This is a genomic window from Kribbella sp. NPDC026611, assembly GCF_040638345.1.
Lineage (GTDB): Bacteria > Actinomycetota > Actinomycetes > Propionibacteriales > Kribbellaceae > Kribbella.
Map to the genome: position 1 here is coordinate 742,165 of NZ_JBEZYC010000001.1, position 16,661 is coordinate 758,825.

Annotated in this window: 14 protein-coding genes; 12 read left to right on the top strand and 2 right to left on the bottom strand. The window is 68.3% G+C overall.

The annotated features are described in order from the left end of the window. Nucleotides 1–61 precede the first annotated feature (61 nt). Complete coding sequence (ilvY, locus tag AB0E69_RS03795) at nt 62–883, top strand: HTH-type transcriptional activator IlvY (protein ID WP_360138985.1); 822 nt, start codon at nt 62–64, stop codon at nt 881–883. Here the strand turns inward: ilvY and AB0E69_RS03800 are convergent. Continuing rightward, on the bottom strand, nt 807–1,871 hold the full coding sequence (locus AB0E69_RS03800; protein WP_360138988.1) for a LacI family DNA-binding transcriptional regulator: 1,065 nt from the start codon (nt 1,869–1,871) through the stop codon (nt 807–809). The two genes, ilvY and AB0E69_RS03800, sit on opposite strands and share 77 nt — an antisense overlap. A 131-nt stretch (nt 1,872–2,002) precedes the next feature. On the opposite strand from AB0E69_RS03800, the gene AB0E69_RS03805 reads away from it, so the two are divergent. Genes AB0E69_RS03805 through AB0E69_RS03825 form a run of 5 tightly spaced genes read left to right on the top strand, consistent with a single transcriptional unit; the run spans nt 2,003 to nt 6,892 of the window. Further along, a complete protein-coding gene (locus tag AB0E69_RS03805; protein WP_360138991.1) occupies nt 2,003–3,235 on the top strand; it encodes an ABC transporter substrate-binding protein in 1,233 nt (410 codons plus the stop codon). 5 nt (nt 3,236–3,240) lie between these two features. Continuing rightward, on the top strand, nt 3,241–4,200 hold the full coding sequence (locus AB0E69_RS03810) for a sugar ABC transporter permease (RefSeq protein WP_360138994.1): 960 nt from the start codon (nt 3,241–3,243) through the stop codon (nt 4,198–4,200). A 10-nt stretch (nt 4,201–4,210) separates the two neighbouring features. Next, entirely contained in the window at nt 4,211–5,014 is an 804-nt protein-coding gene (locus AB0E69_RS03815; RefSeq protein WP_360138997.1) for a carbohydrate ABC transporter permease, read from the top strand. Continuing rightward, nucleotides 5,011–5,808, top strand: coding sequence for a ThuA domain-containing protein (locus AB0E69_RS03820; protein WP_360139000.1), 798 nt, complete (start codon nt 5,011–5,013; stop codon nt 5,806–5,808). Before AB0E69_RS03815 ends, AB0E69_RS03820 begins: the two co-directional genes overlap by 4 nt. Beyond that, nucleotides 5,801–6,892, top strand: a complete 1,092-nt coding sequence (locus AB0E69_RS03825; RefSeq protein WP_360139003.1) for a Gfo/Idh/MocA family oxidoreductase — start codon at nt 5,801–5,803, stop codon at nt 6,890–6,892. The genes AB0E69_RS03820 and AB0E69_RS03825 overlap by 8 nt, the downstream gene beginning before the upstream one ends. Nucleotides 6,893–6,964: 72 nt before the next feature. Here AB0E69_RS03825 and AB0E69_RS03830 read toward each other — a convergent pair whose 3' ends face one another. Further along, nucleotides 6,965–7,879 (bottom strand): hypothetical protein, encoded by a 915-nt coding sequence (locus AB0E69_RS03830; RefSeq protein WP_360139006.1) that lies wholly within the window; start codon nt 7,877–7,879, stop codon nt 6,965–6,967. Nucleotides 7,880–7,961: 82 nt separating this feature from the next. Between AB0E69_RS03830 and AB0E69_RS03835 the strand changes: the two genes are divergently transcribed. The 6 genes from AB0E69_RS03835 (at nt 7,962) to murQ (ending at nt 16,634) form a co-directional block, all read left to right on the top strand. Further along, nucleotides 7,962–9,122 (top strand): low temperature requirement protein A, encoded by a 1,161-nt coding sequence (locus tag AB0E69_RS03835; protein ID WP_360139009.1) that lies wholly within the window; start codon nt 7,962–7,964, stop codon nt 9,120–9,122. Between the two features lie 105 nt (nt 9,123–9,227). Next, complete coding sequence (locus tag AB0E69_RS03840) at nt 9,228–11,744, top strand: glycoside hydrolase family 3 N-terminal domain-containing protein (RefSeq protein ID WP_360139012.1); 2,517 nt, start codon at nt 9,228–9,230, stop codon at nt 11,742–11,744. A gap of 9 nt (nt 11,745–11,753) precedes the next feature. Beyond that, nucleotides 11,754–13,028, top strand: coding sequence for a DUF1343 domain-containing protein (locus tag AB0E69_RS03845; RefSeq protein WP_360139015.1), 1,275 nt, complete (start codon nt 11,754–11,756; stop codon nt 13,026–13,028). A 35-nt stretch (nt 13,029–13,063) separates the two neighbouring features. After that, nucleotides 13,064–14,749 (top strand): serine hydrolase, encoded by a 1,686-nt coding sequence (locus tag AB0E69_RS03850; RefSeq protein WP_360139018.1) that lies wholly within the window; start codon nt 13,064–13,066, stop codon nt 14,747–14,749. Nucleotides 14,750–14,785: 36 nt separating this feature from the next. Continuing rightward, nucleotides 14,786–15,673, top strand: a complete 888-nt coding sequence (locus AB0E69_RS03855; RefSeq protein WP_360139021.1) for a MurR/RpiR family transcriptional regulator — start codon at nt 14,786–14,788, stop codon at nt 15,671–15,673. Between the two features lie 67 nt (nt 15,674–15,740). Beyond that, nucleotides 15,741–16,634: an N-acetylmuramic acid 6-phosphate etherase gene (gene murQ / locus AB0E69_RS03860; protein WP_360139024.1), complete on the top strand. Its 894-nt coding sequence runs from the start codon at nt 15,741–15,743 to the stop codon at nt 16,632–16,634. Nucleotides 16,635–16,661 lie beyond the last annotated feature (27 nt).

Below are 16,661 nucleotides of genomic sequence, written 5' to 3' on the forward strand. Positions count from 1 at the left end.
GTGGATCGGATATGTTACAGCAAGCGCAACATCTGCAGCGGGTCGTTGCGGGAGGTGAAACGTGGAGCATCGGGAGCTGGAGCTGTTTCTGCACCTGGCCCGGACGCTGAACTACGGCCGGACGAGCCTGGAGTCGCATGTCAGCGCCGCCACGCTGACGCGGACGATCCAGCGGCTGGAGGCCCGGGTCGGGGCGCGGCTGCTGGACCGTGGTCCGCGCGGTGTCGCGCTCACCGCGGAGGGCCGGCGGTTCGCGGCGTACGCCCAGGAAGATCTGGCGCTCTGGGAGCAGTACCGGGCCGGCACCGGTGAGACGGCCGGGCTGACCGGCGAGCTTCGGATCTTCGCGACGGTCACGGCCTGCCAGATGCTGCTGCCCGATCTTCTCGCGCCGTTGCGGGCGGCACATCCGCAGATCCGGCTCGACGTCCGCACAGGTGACGCGGCGGCGGCCCTCGCACGGCTCGACGAAGGCGAGGTCGACGTCGCGGTGGCGGGGATTCCCCGCCGGTTGCCGCAATCGCTGGTCAGCCGGACGGTCGCCGTGACCGACCTCGTGCTCGTGAGCAACGGCGAGCCGCAGACGGAGTACGTCGTACCGGCGCGTGGGCTGGTCCGGGAAGCGGCGTTCCGCTGGTTCCGGCAGGCCGGGGTGAAGTCGGTCATCGCTGCGGAGACCGATGGGCACGAGGCGCTGCTCGCGCTGGTGGCCCTGGGCTGCGGGATCGGGGTCGTGCCGCGGTTGGTCTTGGACTCGTCGGTCATGCGGGACCGGTTGGTCGAGGTGCCGGCCGACCTGGAGCCGCTTACTGTCGGGCTTTGCGCGCGGCGGGACGACTTGCACCGGCCCTTGGTCGCTGCGCTCTGGGGACTGCGACCGTAGCTCCCGGGAAGAGCTTGGCGGGCACCAGCTGTGGCGGCAGGGGCTCGGCGCCGTCCAGGAGGCGGATCAACGACTCCGTGCCCAGCTGGCCGAGCTCGGGTCCCGGTGTACGCATCATCGTCAGCTCGGGCTCGGTCATCGCGGCCGTTTCGGGGACCATCAGCAGCGAGAGGACGGACACGTCGGCGGGGACGTCGCGGCCGATGCGCTTCAGGCCGGAGACGACGCCCAGGGCGGCGTACTCGTTCAGGACCAGGATCGCCGTGGTCTCGGGGTGCTCGGCCAGGAGCCGTTCGGCGGCGGCCTTGCCGGCCTGAGTGGTGTCCGAGCAGGGCAGGACGTTGACGGGCAGACCGTACGCCGAGACCACCCGCCGGTAGGCGTCCTCGGTGCGGACCCACGGGCCGTAGGCGTGGAAGCGCGGGTCGCTCAGATCGCCGGAGATCAACGCCAGCTCGCGATGGCCGAGATCGTAGACATGACCAACGGCCGCCTCGACGGTCGTGTCGAAGTCGATGTCCACGTGGGCCAAACCGTCCAGTTCGGTGGTCCGGCCAATCAAAGCGAACGGCGTACTCGTCTGCCGTAGTACGTCGACCCGCGGATCGTCCAGCTGGACCTCCATCAGGACGACGCCGTCCACCAGACCCTGGCCCAGCAGCTCGCGCAGCTCGATGCCGTCGTTGCCGACCGGCCAGAGCACCAGGTGGTAGTCCTCCTTCCGCGCCGCCTCGGCCGCGCTGGTGAAGAACTCCGCCGTCGACATCCCGAACCGGTGCTCGAGCGCCGGGTACGCCATCGCGATGATGTGCGTCCGCCGGCTGGCCAGCGCGCGGGCGACCACGTTGCGGCGGTAGCCGAGCTCGGCCATCGCCTGCTCGATCTTGGCCCGGGTGGTGGCCCGGATCGGCTTGGTGTCGTTCAGCAGGAAGGACACGGTCGCGATCGAGACCCCGGCCCGCTCGGCCACGTCCCGCATGGTCACCATTCGGATCCCCGCCCCTCTGAACTCTTGACACCAGTGTGACCCAAGGAACATAGTCCTTGGACATCTCAGTTAAGCGGTTTACCGCACGCTCGGCAAGTCTGTTGAACGCTTTGACGAAGGAGACCGAAGTCATGATCAGCAAGCGGATCACCGCCGCGCTGGCGGGTGTGACGACGCTGTCGCTCGCCCTCGCCGCCTGCGGTGACAACGGCGGAGGGGCCAAGTCGTCCTCGTCCGGCGACAGCGTGAAGAGCCTCTCGATCCTCGACTACTACAACAACGACCCGGACAAGACGCTGGTACAGAAGGGCCTGGACGCCTGCGCGAGCCAGCTCGGCGTCACGCTGCAGCGGGAGACGGTGCCTGGTGACACCTTGATCCAGAAGGTGCTGCAGCAGGCGTCGTCGAAGACGCTGCCCGACGTGCTGATGCTCGACAACCCCGACGTCCAGCAGATCGCCGCGACCGGTGCGCTCGCGCCGCTGAACGACCTCGGGCTGAACAGTGACGGCGTGATCCAGGGCATGACCGACGCGACGTCGTACCAGGGCAAGCTCTACGGCCTGGCGCCGGTGACGAACACGATCGCGTTGTTCTACAACACGCAGATGCTGAAGGACGCCGGCGTCCAGCCGCCGAAGACCTGGGACGAGCTGAAGGCCGCGGCCAAGAAGCTGACCAAGCCCGGCCGGTACGGGATGGCGTTCAACGCGAACGCGACGTACGAGGGTTCGTGGCAGTTCCTGCCGGCGATGTGGACCAACGGCGGCGACGAGACCGACCTGACCAGCCCGCAGGTCGCGGAAGCCCTGCAGCTGTGGGTGGACCTGGTGAAGTCGGGGTCGGCGTCCAAGAGCGTGATCAACTGGACCCAGGGCGACGTGAAGGACCAGTTCGTGGCCGGCAAGGCCGCGATGATGGTCAACGGCCCATGGCAGATCCCGGCGCTGCAGAAGTCCCCGAACGTCAAGTGGGACGTGGTCACGTTCCCGTTGAACAAGCCGGACCAGAAGCCGGTCGCGCCGCTCGGCGGCGAGGCCTGGACGGTCCCGCTGAACAAGGACCAGGCCAAGCAGCAGAAGGCCGCGGACTTCGTGAAGTGCCTGAACTCGGACCAGAACGAGCTGGACTGGGCGAAGGCCCGGTTCACGCTGCCGACGAAGCTGTCGCTGCTCGACCAGTACGCCAAGGACGTCCCGTCGATGAAGGCGTTCGCCGAGCAGGTGAAGACGGCCCGGGCCCGGACCGGCAAGCTGGGCGACAAGTGGCCGGACGCCGCGAAGGTGATCTACCAGGCGATCCAGCTGGCGCTGACCGGTAAGGCCTCGGCCCAGGACGCGTTCAAGCAGGCCTCCGGCGGCTGATCGGAATGGCGGGAGTGACCCTGACACGATCACCACAGACAGGTACGACGACCTCCGGCCGCGTCACCGCGCGCGGCCGGAGCCGTCGCAGCGAAGGCCTGACCAAGATCCTGTTCGTGCTGCCGGCCGCGGTCGCGATGATCGCGCTGTTCGGCTACCCGGTGGTGAAGAACCTGCTGATGAGCCTGCAGGACTACGGCTTGCGCACGTTCTTCACCGGGGTGGCGCCGTGGGTCGGGTTCAAGAACTACAGCACCGTGGTGCACGACAACCTGTTCTCGCAGGCGATAGCGAACACCGCCGTGTTCACCGTCGCGTCGATCGCGTTCCAGTTCGCGATCGGGCTGTCGCTGGCGTTGTTCTTCCGCCGGCGGTTCCCGCTCGGCGGCCTGCTGCGATCGCTGCTCCTGCTGCCGTGGCTGCTGCCGCTGATCGTGTCCAGCGCGACCTGGCGGTCGATACTCGAGCAGGACAGCGGGATCCTGAACCGCACGCTCCAAGGTCTGCACGTGATCAACGACCCGGTGCCGTGGCTGAACTCGCCGTCGGTCGCGCTGATCGCGGTGATCGGGGTGAACATCTGGATCGGTATCCCGTTCAACGTGACGCTGCTGTACTCCGGCCTGTCCGAGATCCCGGACGAGTTGTACGAGGCCGGCCAGCTGGACGGCGCGACCGGATGGCGCGCGTTCTGGTACATCACCTGGCCGAACCTGCGGTCGGTCGCGAGCGTGGTGCTGATGCTGGGCGTCGTCTACACGATCAAGGTGCTGGACATCATCCTCGGCCTGACCGGCGGCGGACCCGCGAACGCGACCCAGACGCTGGCGACCCAGTCGTACCAGAAGTCCTTCGTGGAGTTCCGGTTCGGCCAGGGCGCGGCGCTGAGCAACATCCTGATCGCGATCTCGTTCCTGTTCGCGATCTTCTACCTGCGCAGCACCCGCCGCGCCGTCGACGAGTAGGGGAGGACCGATGCTTCGACGTACGACGTACACCGTGATCGGCGTACTCATCCTCGCGGTGATGCTCTTCCCCATCTACTGGATGCTGAACGCGTCGCTGCAGCCGTCCGGGAACACGCTGACCGCCGGCTTCCTGCCGTTGCACCCGACGTTCGCCGGCTACAAGCGAGCGCTCGACGAACAGGGCGGTCATCTGGTCACCAGCCTGATCATTGCGGCCGGGACGGTCGTGCTCAGCCTGCTGATCGCGACGCCGTGCGCGTACGCGCTCTCGCAGTTCCGGTCCCGCTGGGTGTCGGCCGGTCTGCTGGCGATCCTGATCTCGCAGATGATCCCGGGCATCGTGATCGCGAACGCGCTGTACACGGCGTACGAGAAGCTCGGGCTGCTGAACTCGATCCCGGGCCTGATCGTGGCGAACTGCAGCAGCGGGATCCCGTTCGCGATCCTGATCCTGCGCTCGTTCATGCTCTCGCTGCCACCCTCGCTGGTCGAGGCGGCCCGGGTGGACGGCGCCGGGCTGTTCCGGGCGTTCGTCGCGATCGTGCTGCCGATCAGCAAGAACTCGCTGATCACCGCGGGGCTGTTCAGCTTCCTGTTCTCCTGGAGCGACTTCCTGTTCGCGCTGACGCTGACCACCAAGGGCGGCGTCCGGCCGGTGACGCTGGGCATCTACCAGTACCTCGGCACCCAGGTGCAGAACTGGAACGCGGTGATGGCGACCGCGGTCCTCTCGGCGGTCCCGGCCATCGTGCTGCTGATCGCCGCGCAGAAGTACATCGCCGCCGGAGCCATCGGCGGTGCCGTGAAATGACAACCACGACAGGGGACATGAGTATGCGCGTACTCGTCTGGGGCGAGAACCGGCACGAGCAGATCGAGCCGCACGTCCGGGAGCTGTACCCGGACGGCATGCACGAGACCATCGCCGCCGGGATCCGCGAGAACCTCGGCGACGCGGCGACCGTGGGGACGACCACACTCGACGAGCCCGAGCACGGGCTGACCGAGGAGGTGCTCGCGGAGACCGACGTCCTGGTCTGGTGGGGGCATGCCGCCCACGGCGAGGTCGAGGACAAGGTGGTCGACCGGGTCTACCAGCAGGTGCTGTCCGGGATGGGTCTCGTCGTCCTGCACTCCGGTCACTGGTCGAAGATCTTCGGCAAGCTGATGGGTACGTCGTGCACGTTGCGCTGGCGCAGCGAGCGGGACCGCGAGCTGGTCTGGACGGTGAACCCGACGCACCCGATCGCGCAGGGCGTGCCGCACCCGATCGTGATCGAGCAGCAGGAGATGTACGGCGAGTTCTTCGACATCCCGGTGCCGGACGAGCTGATCTTCGTGTCCTCGTTCTCCGGCGGCGAGGTGTTCCGCTCCGGCTGCACGTTCCGCCGCGGGCACGGGAAGATCTTCTACTTCTCGCCCGGCGACCAGGACTACCCGGTGTACCACCACCAGGACGTCCGGAAGGTGATCGCGAACGGCGTCGCGTGGGCACGGACCGACCTGCCGGCCCGGGCGGTGCCGACGCTGCTGCGGTACGAGACCGGCGACTTCTTCAACGGTCACGGCTACCAGGGCCCGATCGAGGAGCCGGCGGATGCGTGAACCCTTGCGCCTGGTCCAGGTCGGCGCCGGCGGCATGGGCCAGGCGTGGCTGCGGACGATCTCGGCGAACGCCGACGTGGTTCTCGTTGGTCTGGTCGACCTGGACGTGGAGGTTGCTCGAGCCGCCGCTGCCGAGCACGGCTACCCGGATCTTCCGGTCGCCACCTCGATGGCCGAACTGTCTGTTGAGTCCGAGGCGGTGATCGACGTGACTGTCCCGGTGGCGCATCCGAAAGTCAGCGTAGAAGCGCTCCTGAGTGGTGTCCCAGTACTGTGTGAAAAGCCGTTGGCGGAGACGGTCCGCGAGTGTCTGACGATGGTTGCGGCGGCTGAGGTGAGCGGGCAGCTGCTCATGGTGTCGCAGTCGCGGAGATACTTCCAAGCAGTGCAGGCTTTCCAGCGGCAGTTGGGTGAGCTCGGCAAGATCGGTTCGCTGTCGTGCGAGTTCTTCAAGGCACCGCACTTCAGCGGTTTCCGCGAGCAGATGGCCGAGCCGTTGCTGGTCGACATGGCGATCCACCAGTTCGACCTGGCCCGCAAGCTGACCGGTTCCGAACCGGTCTCGGTGTACTGCGAGTCGTACAACCCAGACTGGAGCTGGTTCGACGGCAACGCGGCTGCCTCGGCGATCTTCACCTTCACCGACGGCACCCGGTTCTCGTTCACCGGCAGCTGGTGCGCGCCCGGCCTGGAGACGTCGTGGAACGGCAACTGGCGGGCCAGCACGTCCGGCGGTACGGCGATCTGGGACGGCGACAACCCACCCGTCGCCGAGTTCACGTCCGGCGAGGCGCTGCCTGCCGTGCTGACCGACGACCCGGAGGAGATCGCCGGCTCGCTGGTCGAGTTCGTCCACGCGGTCCGGGAATCGGTCGTGCCGCAGTCCGAGGTCCACTCCAACGTGATCAGCGTCGCGATGGTAGAAGCCGCCGTACGCTCGGCCGCGACCGGCAGACCGGTCCGGATCGCCGACGTGATCACAGATGCCCACGCGGAGGCAGTGGAGACCACGCAGGACCCGGCCCTGAAGGCAGCCCTCGAGGCCTGGCCAAGCCCGCTGAAGGCCGTCGGACTGCAGGCCTGACGTTTCGGCCCCGGTGCAGATGTCGCGCTTGCCGCGAGGTCTGCACCGGCCGTGGACATCTCTGTCAGATGATCAGGTCTTGATCCAGCGCCGGGCCGAGAAGGTCAGCGCCCGGCGGTCCGGGTCGTCGGAGTTCTTGACGACCTTGGTCAGGGTGATCAGCGCGATCTGACCGCGGGTCGTCACCAGACAGAAGCGCTTACCGGTGACGAGGGCGGTGGCCGGCAGTTTCCCGACGGCGCCGGAGGATGCGTCCCGCCGGCACTGCTGCGGTGTCTTCGTGGCAGCGCCGGCGGCGCCGAGAAAGGCGTCGTACCCCGCAAACAGGCCGGTGCCGTACTCCCAGAAGATGTCGGCGTCACTGCTGTCCAGCCCGCCGGGGACGAAGTTTCCGGTGACAACGCGGTCCGGGTCGAGATCGGCGCCCAGACCGTACTGTGCGATCGGATCGGGCAGGTGAAAGCTCCTGGCCGGCAGCGCCTGGTACTCCGGCAACGGCTTGAGATTCGGGCCGATCGGTGACTCGGCATCCACCACGTCGATCGTCGAAGCGGTACCCGGCGCAGCCTCGATGACGGTCTGGCTCGTGCTGACCCGCGCCTGGAACCGGCCGTTGAGGAACACCCGGTACTCCCGCGCACACCGGATCTCGTACCGCTCCTGCACCTTCCGCCCATCCTTCACGTAACTGACGGCCAGCCGGTGCACCCCTGGAGCCGCAGGCTTGTCGTCGTTCTTCTCGACCGCCAGGTCCACCGTCCCGAGTGGAGTCGTCCAGGACGCCGCCAACGACACACTGATCTCGCCCTCGGTGTTCAAGCTGATGTGCAGCGGGATGAACACCGGCTGGAACCCGACCGCAGCCTTGACCGGTTTCTTGCTCGCGTCGCAAGTGTCCTGCGCCGACGACGGGGTGGAGCCGCTGCTCGAGCACCCCACCAGCGCCGACCCGATCAACACCGTGCTGACGGCAAGTGCCACCCGCATGCCGACTACCTCCCGCCCTCGGTTGTTCACGCAGAGTGTCGCACGGAAGGCGGTCAGGTTCTGGCCCCTTAATGTGTGCGGCATGAGTGAGACGGCGGGGCGGGCGCGGTTGGTTCCGATGCGGGCGCGGGACCCACACGAGCCGGGGCGGGTGGCGTCGTCGCTGGAGTTGTTCTTCGATCTGGTGTTCGTGGTTGCGGTCAGTGTCGCCGCGGCCCGGCTTCATCACGCGCTGTCCGACCAGCACACGTTCGACGGGTTGACGTCGTACGCGATCGTGTTCTTCGGGATCTGGTGGGCGTGGATGAACTTCACCTGGTTCGCCACCTCGTTCGCGACCGACGACTGGCTGTACCGGCTGATCACGATCGTCCAGATGAGCGGCGTCCTGGTGCTGGCGGCCGGCATCGATGCCGTCTACACCGACCACGACTTCACCGTCGTGACGCTCGGGTACGTCGTGATGCGGATCGCGATGGTGACCCAGTGGCTGCGCGCCGCCCGAGCGGGCGGGACCAGCCGTCCGGCGGCGCTGTTCTATGCCGGCGGGATCGCGACCGTCCAGGTGCTCTGGCTGCTCAATCTCCTGGTGCCCGGCTCGATCCAGCCGTTCACGGTGATCCTCTGTGTGCTGGCCGAGCTCGCCGTGCCGGTCATCGCCGAGCGGCGCGGGGGGACGCCGTGGCACCCGCACCACATCACCGAGCGGTACGGCCTGTTCACGTTGATCCTGCTCGGTGAGGGCCTGCTCGCCTCCGCCAACGCGATCATCGAGGCCGTCCACGAGCACGATGAGCTCGGCCCGCTGATCGCGCTCTCGGTGCTCACGCTGGTCGTCACCGCCGCGCTGTGGTGGATCTACTTCTGGCCGCCGCACCACACCGTGATCGGCTCGTTCGCCAGCTCGCTGCGCTACGGCTACGTGCACTACTTCGTGTTCGCCGCGGCCGGCGCGTTCTCGGCCGGGATCGAGGTGGAGATCGACGTCATCACCCACCACAGCAAGCTCTCGGAGGTCGCCGCGTCGTACACCGTCACGGTGCCGATTGCGATCTTCGTCCTCGGTATCTGGTGGATCGCGCTCCGGGCGAACGCCGACCGCGTCGTCAATGTCGTCGTACCGCTCGGCGCCGGGCTGGTGCTGCTCGACCCGCTGATCCCGGTTCCGTTCGCGCTCACCGCCGTGTTCATGGCGCTGGTGGTCGCGACGCTGGTGCTGAGACCGCCGGTAGCCGCCTCTTGACCGAGAGTTTTGACGTGGGTAACTTTCGTGTCGCGGGGGAATATCTGTAATTGACTAACCTTGACGTTCGCCCCTGCCCCCGCCCGGACGGACTTGGTGACCCCCATGGAACTGACCCGCCGCCAATCCCTTGGACTCGCGGCCGCCGCCGTTGCCGGTACGACGGTGACCGGTAGCGCCACGGCCGGCGCACACACGGACCGCTGGGTCCGCGACACGCTGCGCCGGCTGACGCTCGAGCAGAAGGTCGGCCAGCTCTTCGTCTGCTACGCCTACGGTCCGACGGCCGACACCGCCGACGCCCGCAACACCAGCCTGTACGGCGTCGCGACGCCGGCCGACGTGGTCCGCAAGTTCAACCTCGGTGGCGTCATCTACTTCACCTGGACCGACTCGACGAAGGACCCGCAGCAGATCGCGCGGTTGTCCAACGGCCTCCAGAGCGCGTCGCTGGCGAATACCGGCGTACCGCTGCAGATCGGGACCGACCAGGAGTACGGCACGGTGGTCCGGGTCGGCCCGCCGGCGACCCAGTTCCCGGGCGGGATGGCGCTCGGCGCGACCCGGTCACCGCAGTACGCACGCTCGGCCGGCGCTATCGCCGGGCGCGAGCTGCGAGCGCTGGGCATCACCACCGACTTCGCCCCGGACGCGGACGTCAACGTGAACCCGCTCAACCCGGTGATCGGCGTCCGCTCGGTCTCGTCCGACCCGGCGCTGGTCTCGCAGCTCGTCGCCGAGCAGGTGAAGGGGTACCAGCGAGACGGCGGGATCGTCTCGACCGCGAAGCACTTCCCCGGCCACGGCGACACCGCGACCGACAGCCATACCGGGATTCCGGTGATCGGGCACACCCGCGAGGAGTGGACCCGGATCGACCTGCCGCCGTTCCAGGCCGCGATCCGGGCCGGCATCCGGTCGATCATGACTGCGCACATCGTGGTCCCGGCGCTCGACCCGTCCGGTGATCCGGCGACCCTGAGCCGGCCGATCCTGACCGGGATCCTGCGCGAGCAACTGGGGTTCGACGGCGTCGTGATCACCGATTCGCTCGGGATGCAGGGCGTGCGGGACAAGTACGGCGACGCGGAGATCCCGCTCCGGGCGCTCGAGGCGGGTGTCGATCAGCTGCTCATGCCGGTCAACCCGGGGCTCGCGTACGAGTCGGTGCTCGCCGCGGTCCGGAGCGGCCGGATCAGCGAGGCGCGCATCGACGAGAGCGTGACGCGGATCTTGCGGCTGAAACGCGGTCTCAATCCGTACGTCGACGTGGCCCGGGTCGCGAAGGTCGTTGGTACGCCCAGCAACTATGCGGAGGCCCAGCGGATCGCCGACCACAGCACAACACTGCTGAAGAACGACGCGGGCCTGCTGCCGTTGTCGGCGGCACCGCGGACGATCCTGGTGGCCGGCTACAGCCCTGCGACGCTGGCGACCGCGCTGCAGCGTCGTGGCGCGACGACGGTCGTGAAGGACACCGGGACGAGGCCGACCGACGCGAAGATCGCGGACGCGGTGGGTGCGGTCGCGGACCTGACCGTTGTCCTCACCAACAAGGCGTGGGACACGACGGTCACCGACAAGAACGCCAAGCAGCAGAAGCTCGTCAACGCCCTGCTCGCCACCGGACGGCCGGTGATCGTGGTGCCGGTGCGGGACCCGTACGACGTCGCGTACTTCGACCCCGCGCTGACCACGTTGGTGACCTACGGCAGCACCGCGCCGTCGATGGAGGCCCTCGCCAAGGTCCTGTACGGCGAACTCGCCCCGACCGGCAAGCTCCCGGTGGAGATCCCGGGGATGCACCCCTTCAATCATGGACTGACCTTCGACGCGCGACAGACGCGCCTGACGGTTGCCTCGTACAACATCCATGCAGGCGCGGGCGAGGACAACGTCTTCGACCTGGACCGGACGGCACAGGCATTGAAGGCGCTCGATGCGGACGTGATCGGGCTGCAGGAGGTCGATGTCCACTGGGGCGTTCGTAGCCAGTGGCTGGACACGCTGGCTGAGCTGGGGACGCGGCTGGGCCTGCACACCGCGTTCGCGCCGATCTATGACTTCGATCCGCCGGCAGCGGGTCAGCCGCGCCGGCAGTACGGCGTCGGGATCCTGTCGCGGTTCCCGATCGTGCGGTCGGAGAACCATCCGATCACGCGGCTGTCGACGCAGGATCCGAATCCGGTGCCGGCGTTGGCGCCTGGGTTCCTGGAGGCGGAGATCGAGGTGCGGGGGCGGCGGGTGCATGTGTACTGCACGCATCTCGACTACCGGGCTGATCCAGCGGTGCGGACGAAGCAGGTAGCTGATACGACTGCGGTGTTGGCCCAGGACCGCAAGAAGGATCTGCAGGTTCTCGTGGGTGATTTCAATGCCGAGGCTGGTGCGCCCGAGCTTGCCGGGTTGTGGTCGAGGGTGACCGATGCCTGGTCGGTCGCTGGGGTGAAGACCGGCGGACCGTACACCTACCCGGCCGTCGCCGCGAACAAGCGGATCGACTTCGTGACCGTCGGTGCGGGGTTCCAGGTGCTGCGGGCCGAGGTGCCGGCCGAAGTACCCCTTGTGCAGGCTGCCAGTGACCACCGGCCGGTGAGCGCCGACCTCTCGTTCCGTCCTTGAGGAGATGTTATGAAGCGTCGCAATCTGCTCGCGGGTGCCGGTGCACTCGCCGCGGCTCCGCTCATCGACGTACCAACCGCGTCGGCAGGAGGCTCGAAGAAGGTGATGACCGGGGCGATGGCGCTGGCCGCGGACGGGTACCGGGCGCTGGCCGGACAGAAGGTCGGGGTGATCAGCAACCCGACCGGGATCCTGCCGGACTTCACCCACCTCGTGGACACCATGCACGCGTCCGGGAAGGTGAACGTCGTCGCGGTGTTCGGCCCCGAGCACGGGTTCCGCGGCAGCGCGCAGGCCGGCGGCTCCGAGGGTGACCACGTCGACCCGCGGACCGGGATCATGGTCTACGACGCGTACGGCGCGAACGCGGACAAGCTGGTGAAGCTCTACCAGCAGTCCGGGGTCGAGACCGTCGTCTTCGACATCCAGGACGTCGGCGCGCGGTTCTACACCTACATCTGGACGATGTTCGAGGCGATGCTGGCGGCGGTCCGGACCGGCGCCCGGTTCGTCGTGCTCGACCGGCCGAACCCGGTCGGTGGGTACGCGCGCGGTCCGATGCTGAAGCCCGGCTACACCTCCGGCGTCGGCAAGAAGGAGATCCTCCAGCAGCACGGTATGACGGTCGGCGAGCTGGCCCGGATGTTCAACGCGGAGTACCTCCCGCTCGAGCCGAACGGCGGTCAGCTGACGGAGCTGACCGTGATCGAGGCGAAGGGCTGGAAGCGGGACCAGTTGTACGACGACACCGGCCTGACCTGGGTGATGCCGAGCCCGAACATGCCGACCCCGGACACCGCGCTGGTGTACCCGGGCCTGTGCCTGTTCGAGGCGACCAACCTGTCCGAGGGCCGCGGTACGACGCGGCCGTTCGAGCTGATCGGTGCGCCGTACATCGACTACAAGTGGGCCGAGGCGCTGCAGGCCAAGAACATCCCTGGCGTCGACTTCCGGGAGGCCTACTTCACGCCCACGATCAGCAAGAACGCGAACGTGCTCTGTGGCGGTGTCCAGGTCCAGATCACGGACCCGCACAAGGTCGAGGCGATCACGGCCGCGACGCACATGATCGTCGAGGCGAAGCGGCTCTACCCGGACTTCAGCTGGCGCGCGGAGACCCCGCCCGGCCGGTGGATCGACCTGCTGACCGGGTCCGACCGGTTCCGCACCATGCTGACCGCCGGCGCGAGCGCGGAGGAGATCGTCGCCGCCTGGAAGCCGGAGACGGACGCCTGGACGACCCGCCGGGCGAAGTACCTTCTCTACAGGGGAGCACACCGATGAAACGGTGGGCCAGGATCGCGATAGCCTCTGCGGTGATGTTCACGATGGCAAGTCCTGCAGTTGCCGGCGGCAACAACTCTGGCCGGTTCGACCGCCCGTACGACGGGTACGCGCCGAAGACCACGCTGCTGCGTCCCGCGACGCCCGCGAAGGCCGGGCTCGACCCGGCGCCGATCGACGCGGCGCTGGCTCAGGTGGCCGCCTGGACCCAGCCGAGCGGGACGGCCAAGCCGCTGTACGCCGGCGCGGTCACGCTGCTCGGCCACGACGGGAAGATCGTCACGAAGTCCGCCACCGGACTGGCGCTGAAGTACGCCGACGGCGCGGGCACCGAGCTGCCGGCGGACCAGCAGATCCCGATGCGGACCGACACGATCTTCGACCTGGCCTCGGTCTCGAAGCTGTTCACCTCGATCGTGGTGCTGCAGCTCGCCGAGAAGGGCAAGGTCGACCTGGACGCGCCGATCGCGTCGTACGTCCCGGAGTTCGCGGAGAACGGCAAGCAGGCAATCACGGTCCGGCAGGCGCTCACGCACACCACCGGGCTGCCGTCCTGGCTGCCGCTGTGGAGCGCACAGCCCGACCCCGCGTCCCGGCTGCACATGGCCCTGACCGCGAAGCTGCTGAACCCGCCGGGCAGCACCTACCTCTACAGCGACCTGAACCTGATCTCGCTCGGTGAGGTCGCGCACCGCGTCACCGGCAAGACGCTCGACAAGTTGGTTGCCGACGGCATCACGAAGCCGCTGCAGCTGCGCGACACGGGGTACAACCCGGACCCGAAGAAGAAGCCGCGGATCGCGGCCACGGAGTACCAGACCGCACCGCCGCGCGGGATGGTGTGGGGCTCGGTGCACGACGAGAACGCGTGGTCGCTCGGCGGCGTCGCCGGGCACGCGGGCGTCTTCAGTACGGCGGACGACCTGGCCGTGCTCGCGCAGACCTTCCTCAACGGCGGCAGCTACCGCGGTGCGCGGATCCTGAAGGAATCCTCGGTGACCGCGATGATCACGAACTTCAACCAGGGCTTCCCGGGCAACGACCACGGCCTCGGCTTCGAGCTGAACCAGCGCTGGTACATGGGCGGCCTGTCCGGTCCGCGCACGGCCGGCCACACCGGCTACACCGGGACCTCGTTGGTGATCGACTTCGACTCGCGCTCGTTCGCGATCCTGCTCACCAACCGGGTGCACCCGTCGCGGGACTGGGGCAGCAACAACCCGGCCCGGCGTGCGGTCGCCCAAGGGCTCGCGCTGGCGCTCGGCGTCGGACCCCGGCGCGGCAAGGACGCCTGGTTCTCCGGTACGACGGACAACGCGACGACGACCCTGTCGACGCGGGTCGCCGTGCCCGCCTCCGGAGCGAAGCTGGCCTTCGACCTGTTCGTCGACACCGAGGACTCGGACCTGCTGTACCTGGAGAAGTCCACCGACGGGACGACCTGGACGAAGGTCCCGTTCACCGTGCGGGACCGGGGATCGGTGGTCGACACCGACGGGTCGATCAGCGGGTCCGGGGACCGGCACTGGCATCAGGTGACCGCCGAGCTGGGCTCCGGCGAGCAGACCGTTCGCTGGCGGTACACCACCGACCCGCTGTACCAGGGGCGCGGTGTTTACGTCGACGGTGTGAAGATCACGAGCGACGATGGTGAACTTCTCGACGGTGAACGAACGCCTGAGTCATTTACCGCAACAGGTTGGAGACTTTCGCGTCGGTGACCCCATCTCGTGGATGGGCGCCGTACCGTGGCTGTCATGAATTCAACGACCTCTCCAGAACCCACGGGGCCGCTGCTGGTCCGGGTCCGCGCGGTGATGCCCGCGCTGGCGCCGGCCGAGCAGCGGGTGGCGAACGCGGTCCTCGCGGACCCGGGCGGAGTGGCCGCGATGACGATCTCCGAACTGGCCGAGGTGGCCTCCACCTCGGAGACCACGGTCATCCGGTTCTGCAAGCAGATCGGCGTCCCGGGCTACCCGCAGCTCCGCCTGCAGTTGGCGGCCCAGTCGGCGCAGGAGAGCATCCGCCCCGAGGTGGGCGGTGACATCGAGCCCGGCGACTCGCTGGCCGACGTGGTCGGCAAGGTCGCCTTCGCCGACGAGCGGGCGGTCCGCGAGACCGCTCAGCAGGTCGACGTGGACACGCTGGCGAAGGTCGTCGACGCGGTGGTCAAGGCCTCGCGGGTGGACCTGTACGGCTTCGCGGCAAGCGCTTTCGTGGCGTTCGACCTGCAGCAGAAGCTGCACCGGATCCGGCGGGTCGCGTTCGCCTGGTCGGACGTGCACATCGCGCTGACCAGCGCCGCGCTGCTCGGTGCAGGCGACGTCGCGATCGGTATCTCGCACACCGGGACCACGGTCGAGGTCGTCGAGGCGCTCGAGGAGGCGGCCAAGCACGGCGCCACCACGGTCGCGGTGACGAACTTCCCGCGGTCGCCGCTGGCGAAGACGGCCGACCTGGTGCTGACCACGGCCGCCCGGGAGACGACGTACCGCTCCGGGGCGATGGCGTCGCGGATCGCGCAACTGACGGTGATCGACTGTCTGTTCATCGGGGTCGCGCAGCAGGTGCTGCCGGACGCCCGGAAGGCGCTCGAGGAAACCGCTTCCGCCGTCCGCGGGCATCGGCTCAAAGGATCCGAATGACGTCAACCATTTCCGTCAAAGATGAACGGAATTGAAAATTCTTAAGTAGAAAACTAACATCGGACCTGTGACCACACCGACCGAGCAGCGCAACCCCCGGACGCTCGCCATCGACGCGGTGGGCACGTCCGAGATCCTGCAGATGGTCAACAACGAGGACGCCCGGGTGGCGGGCGCGGTCGGCCTGGTGCTGCCGGAGCTGGCCAAGGCGGTCGACGCGGGGGTCGAAGCGGTTCGCGGAGGTGGCCGGATCCACTACTTCGGCGCCGGTACGTCGGGGCGCCTGGCGGTCCTGGACGCCGCCGAATTGCTGCCTACGTTTCACGTCCCGCCGGGCATGGTCGTGGCGCATCACGCCGGCGGCCTGGAGGCCCTGCTGCGAGCCGTGGAGAACGTGGAGGACTCCGAGGAAGGTGGCGCCGCGGACGCGGTCGAGGTGACCGGTCAGGACCTGGTCATCGGCCTCGCCGCCTCGGGGAGTACGCCGTACGTCGCCGGGGCGCTGAAGGCGGCCCGGGTGGTCGGCGCGACGACCGTGCTGATCACCTCGAACCCGGACGCCCCGCTGGCGCCGCTGGCCGACATCGTGATCGCCGCGGACACCGGCCCGGAGGTGATTGCCGGGTCGACCCGGTTGAAGGCCGGTACGGCGCAGAAGATGATCCTGAACGCGTTCTCGACGACGCTGATGATCAAGCTCGGGCGGACCTGGTCGAACCTGATGGTCGACCTGGTCGCGACGAACAAGAAGCTCCGCGGCCGGATGCTCCGGATCCTGGCCGAGGCGACCGGCGCGGACCCGGATGCCTGCGAGGCCGCCCTGGTCGCGGCGGACGGTGAGCTGAAGCCGGCCCTGGTGCACCTGCTGACCGGTTCGCCGATCCCGGCCGCCCGGGCCGCGCTCGAAGCCGCGCACGGACGGGTCGCGACCGCGCTCGCGGAGCTCGGCAACCCGGTCTGAGAATTTCTTTCGAGCCTGGCACCCTGG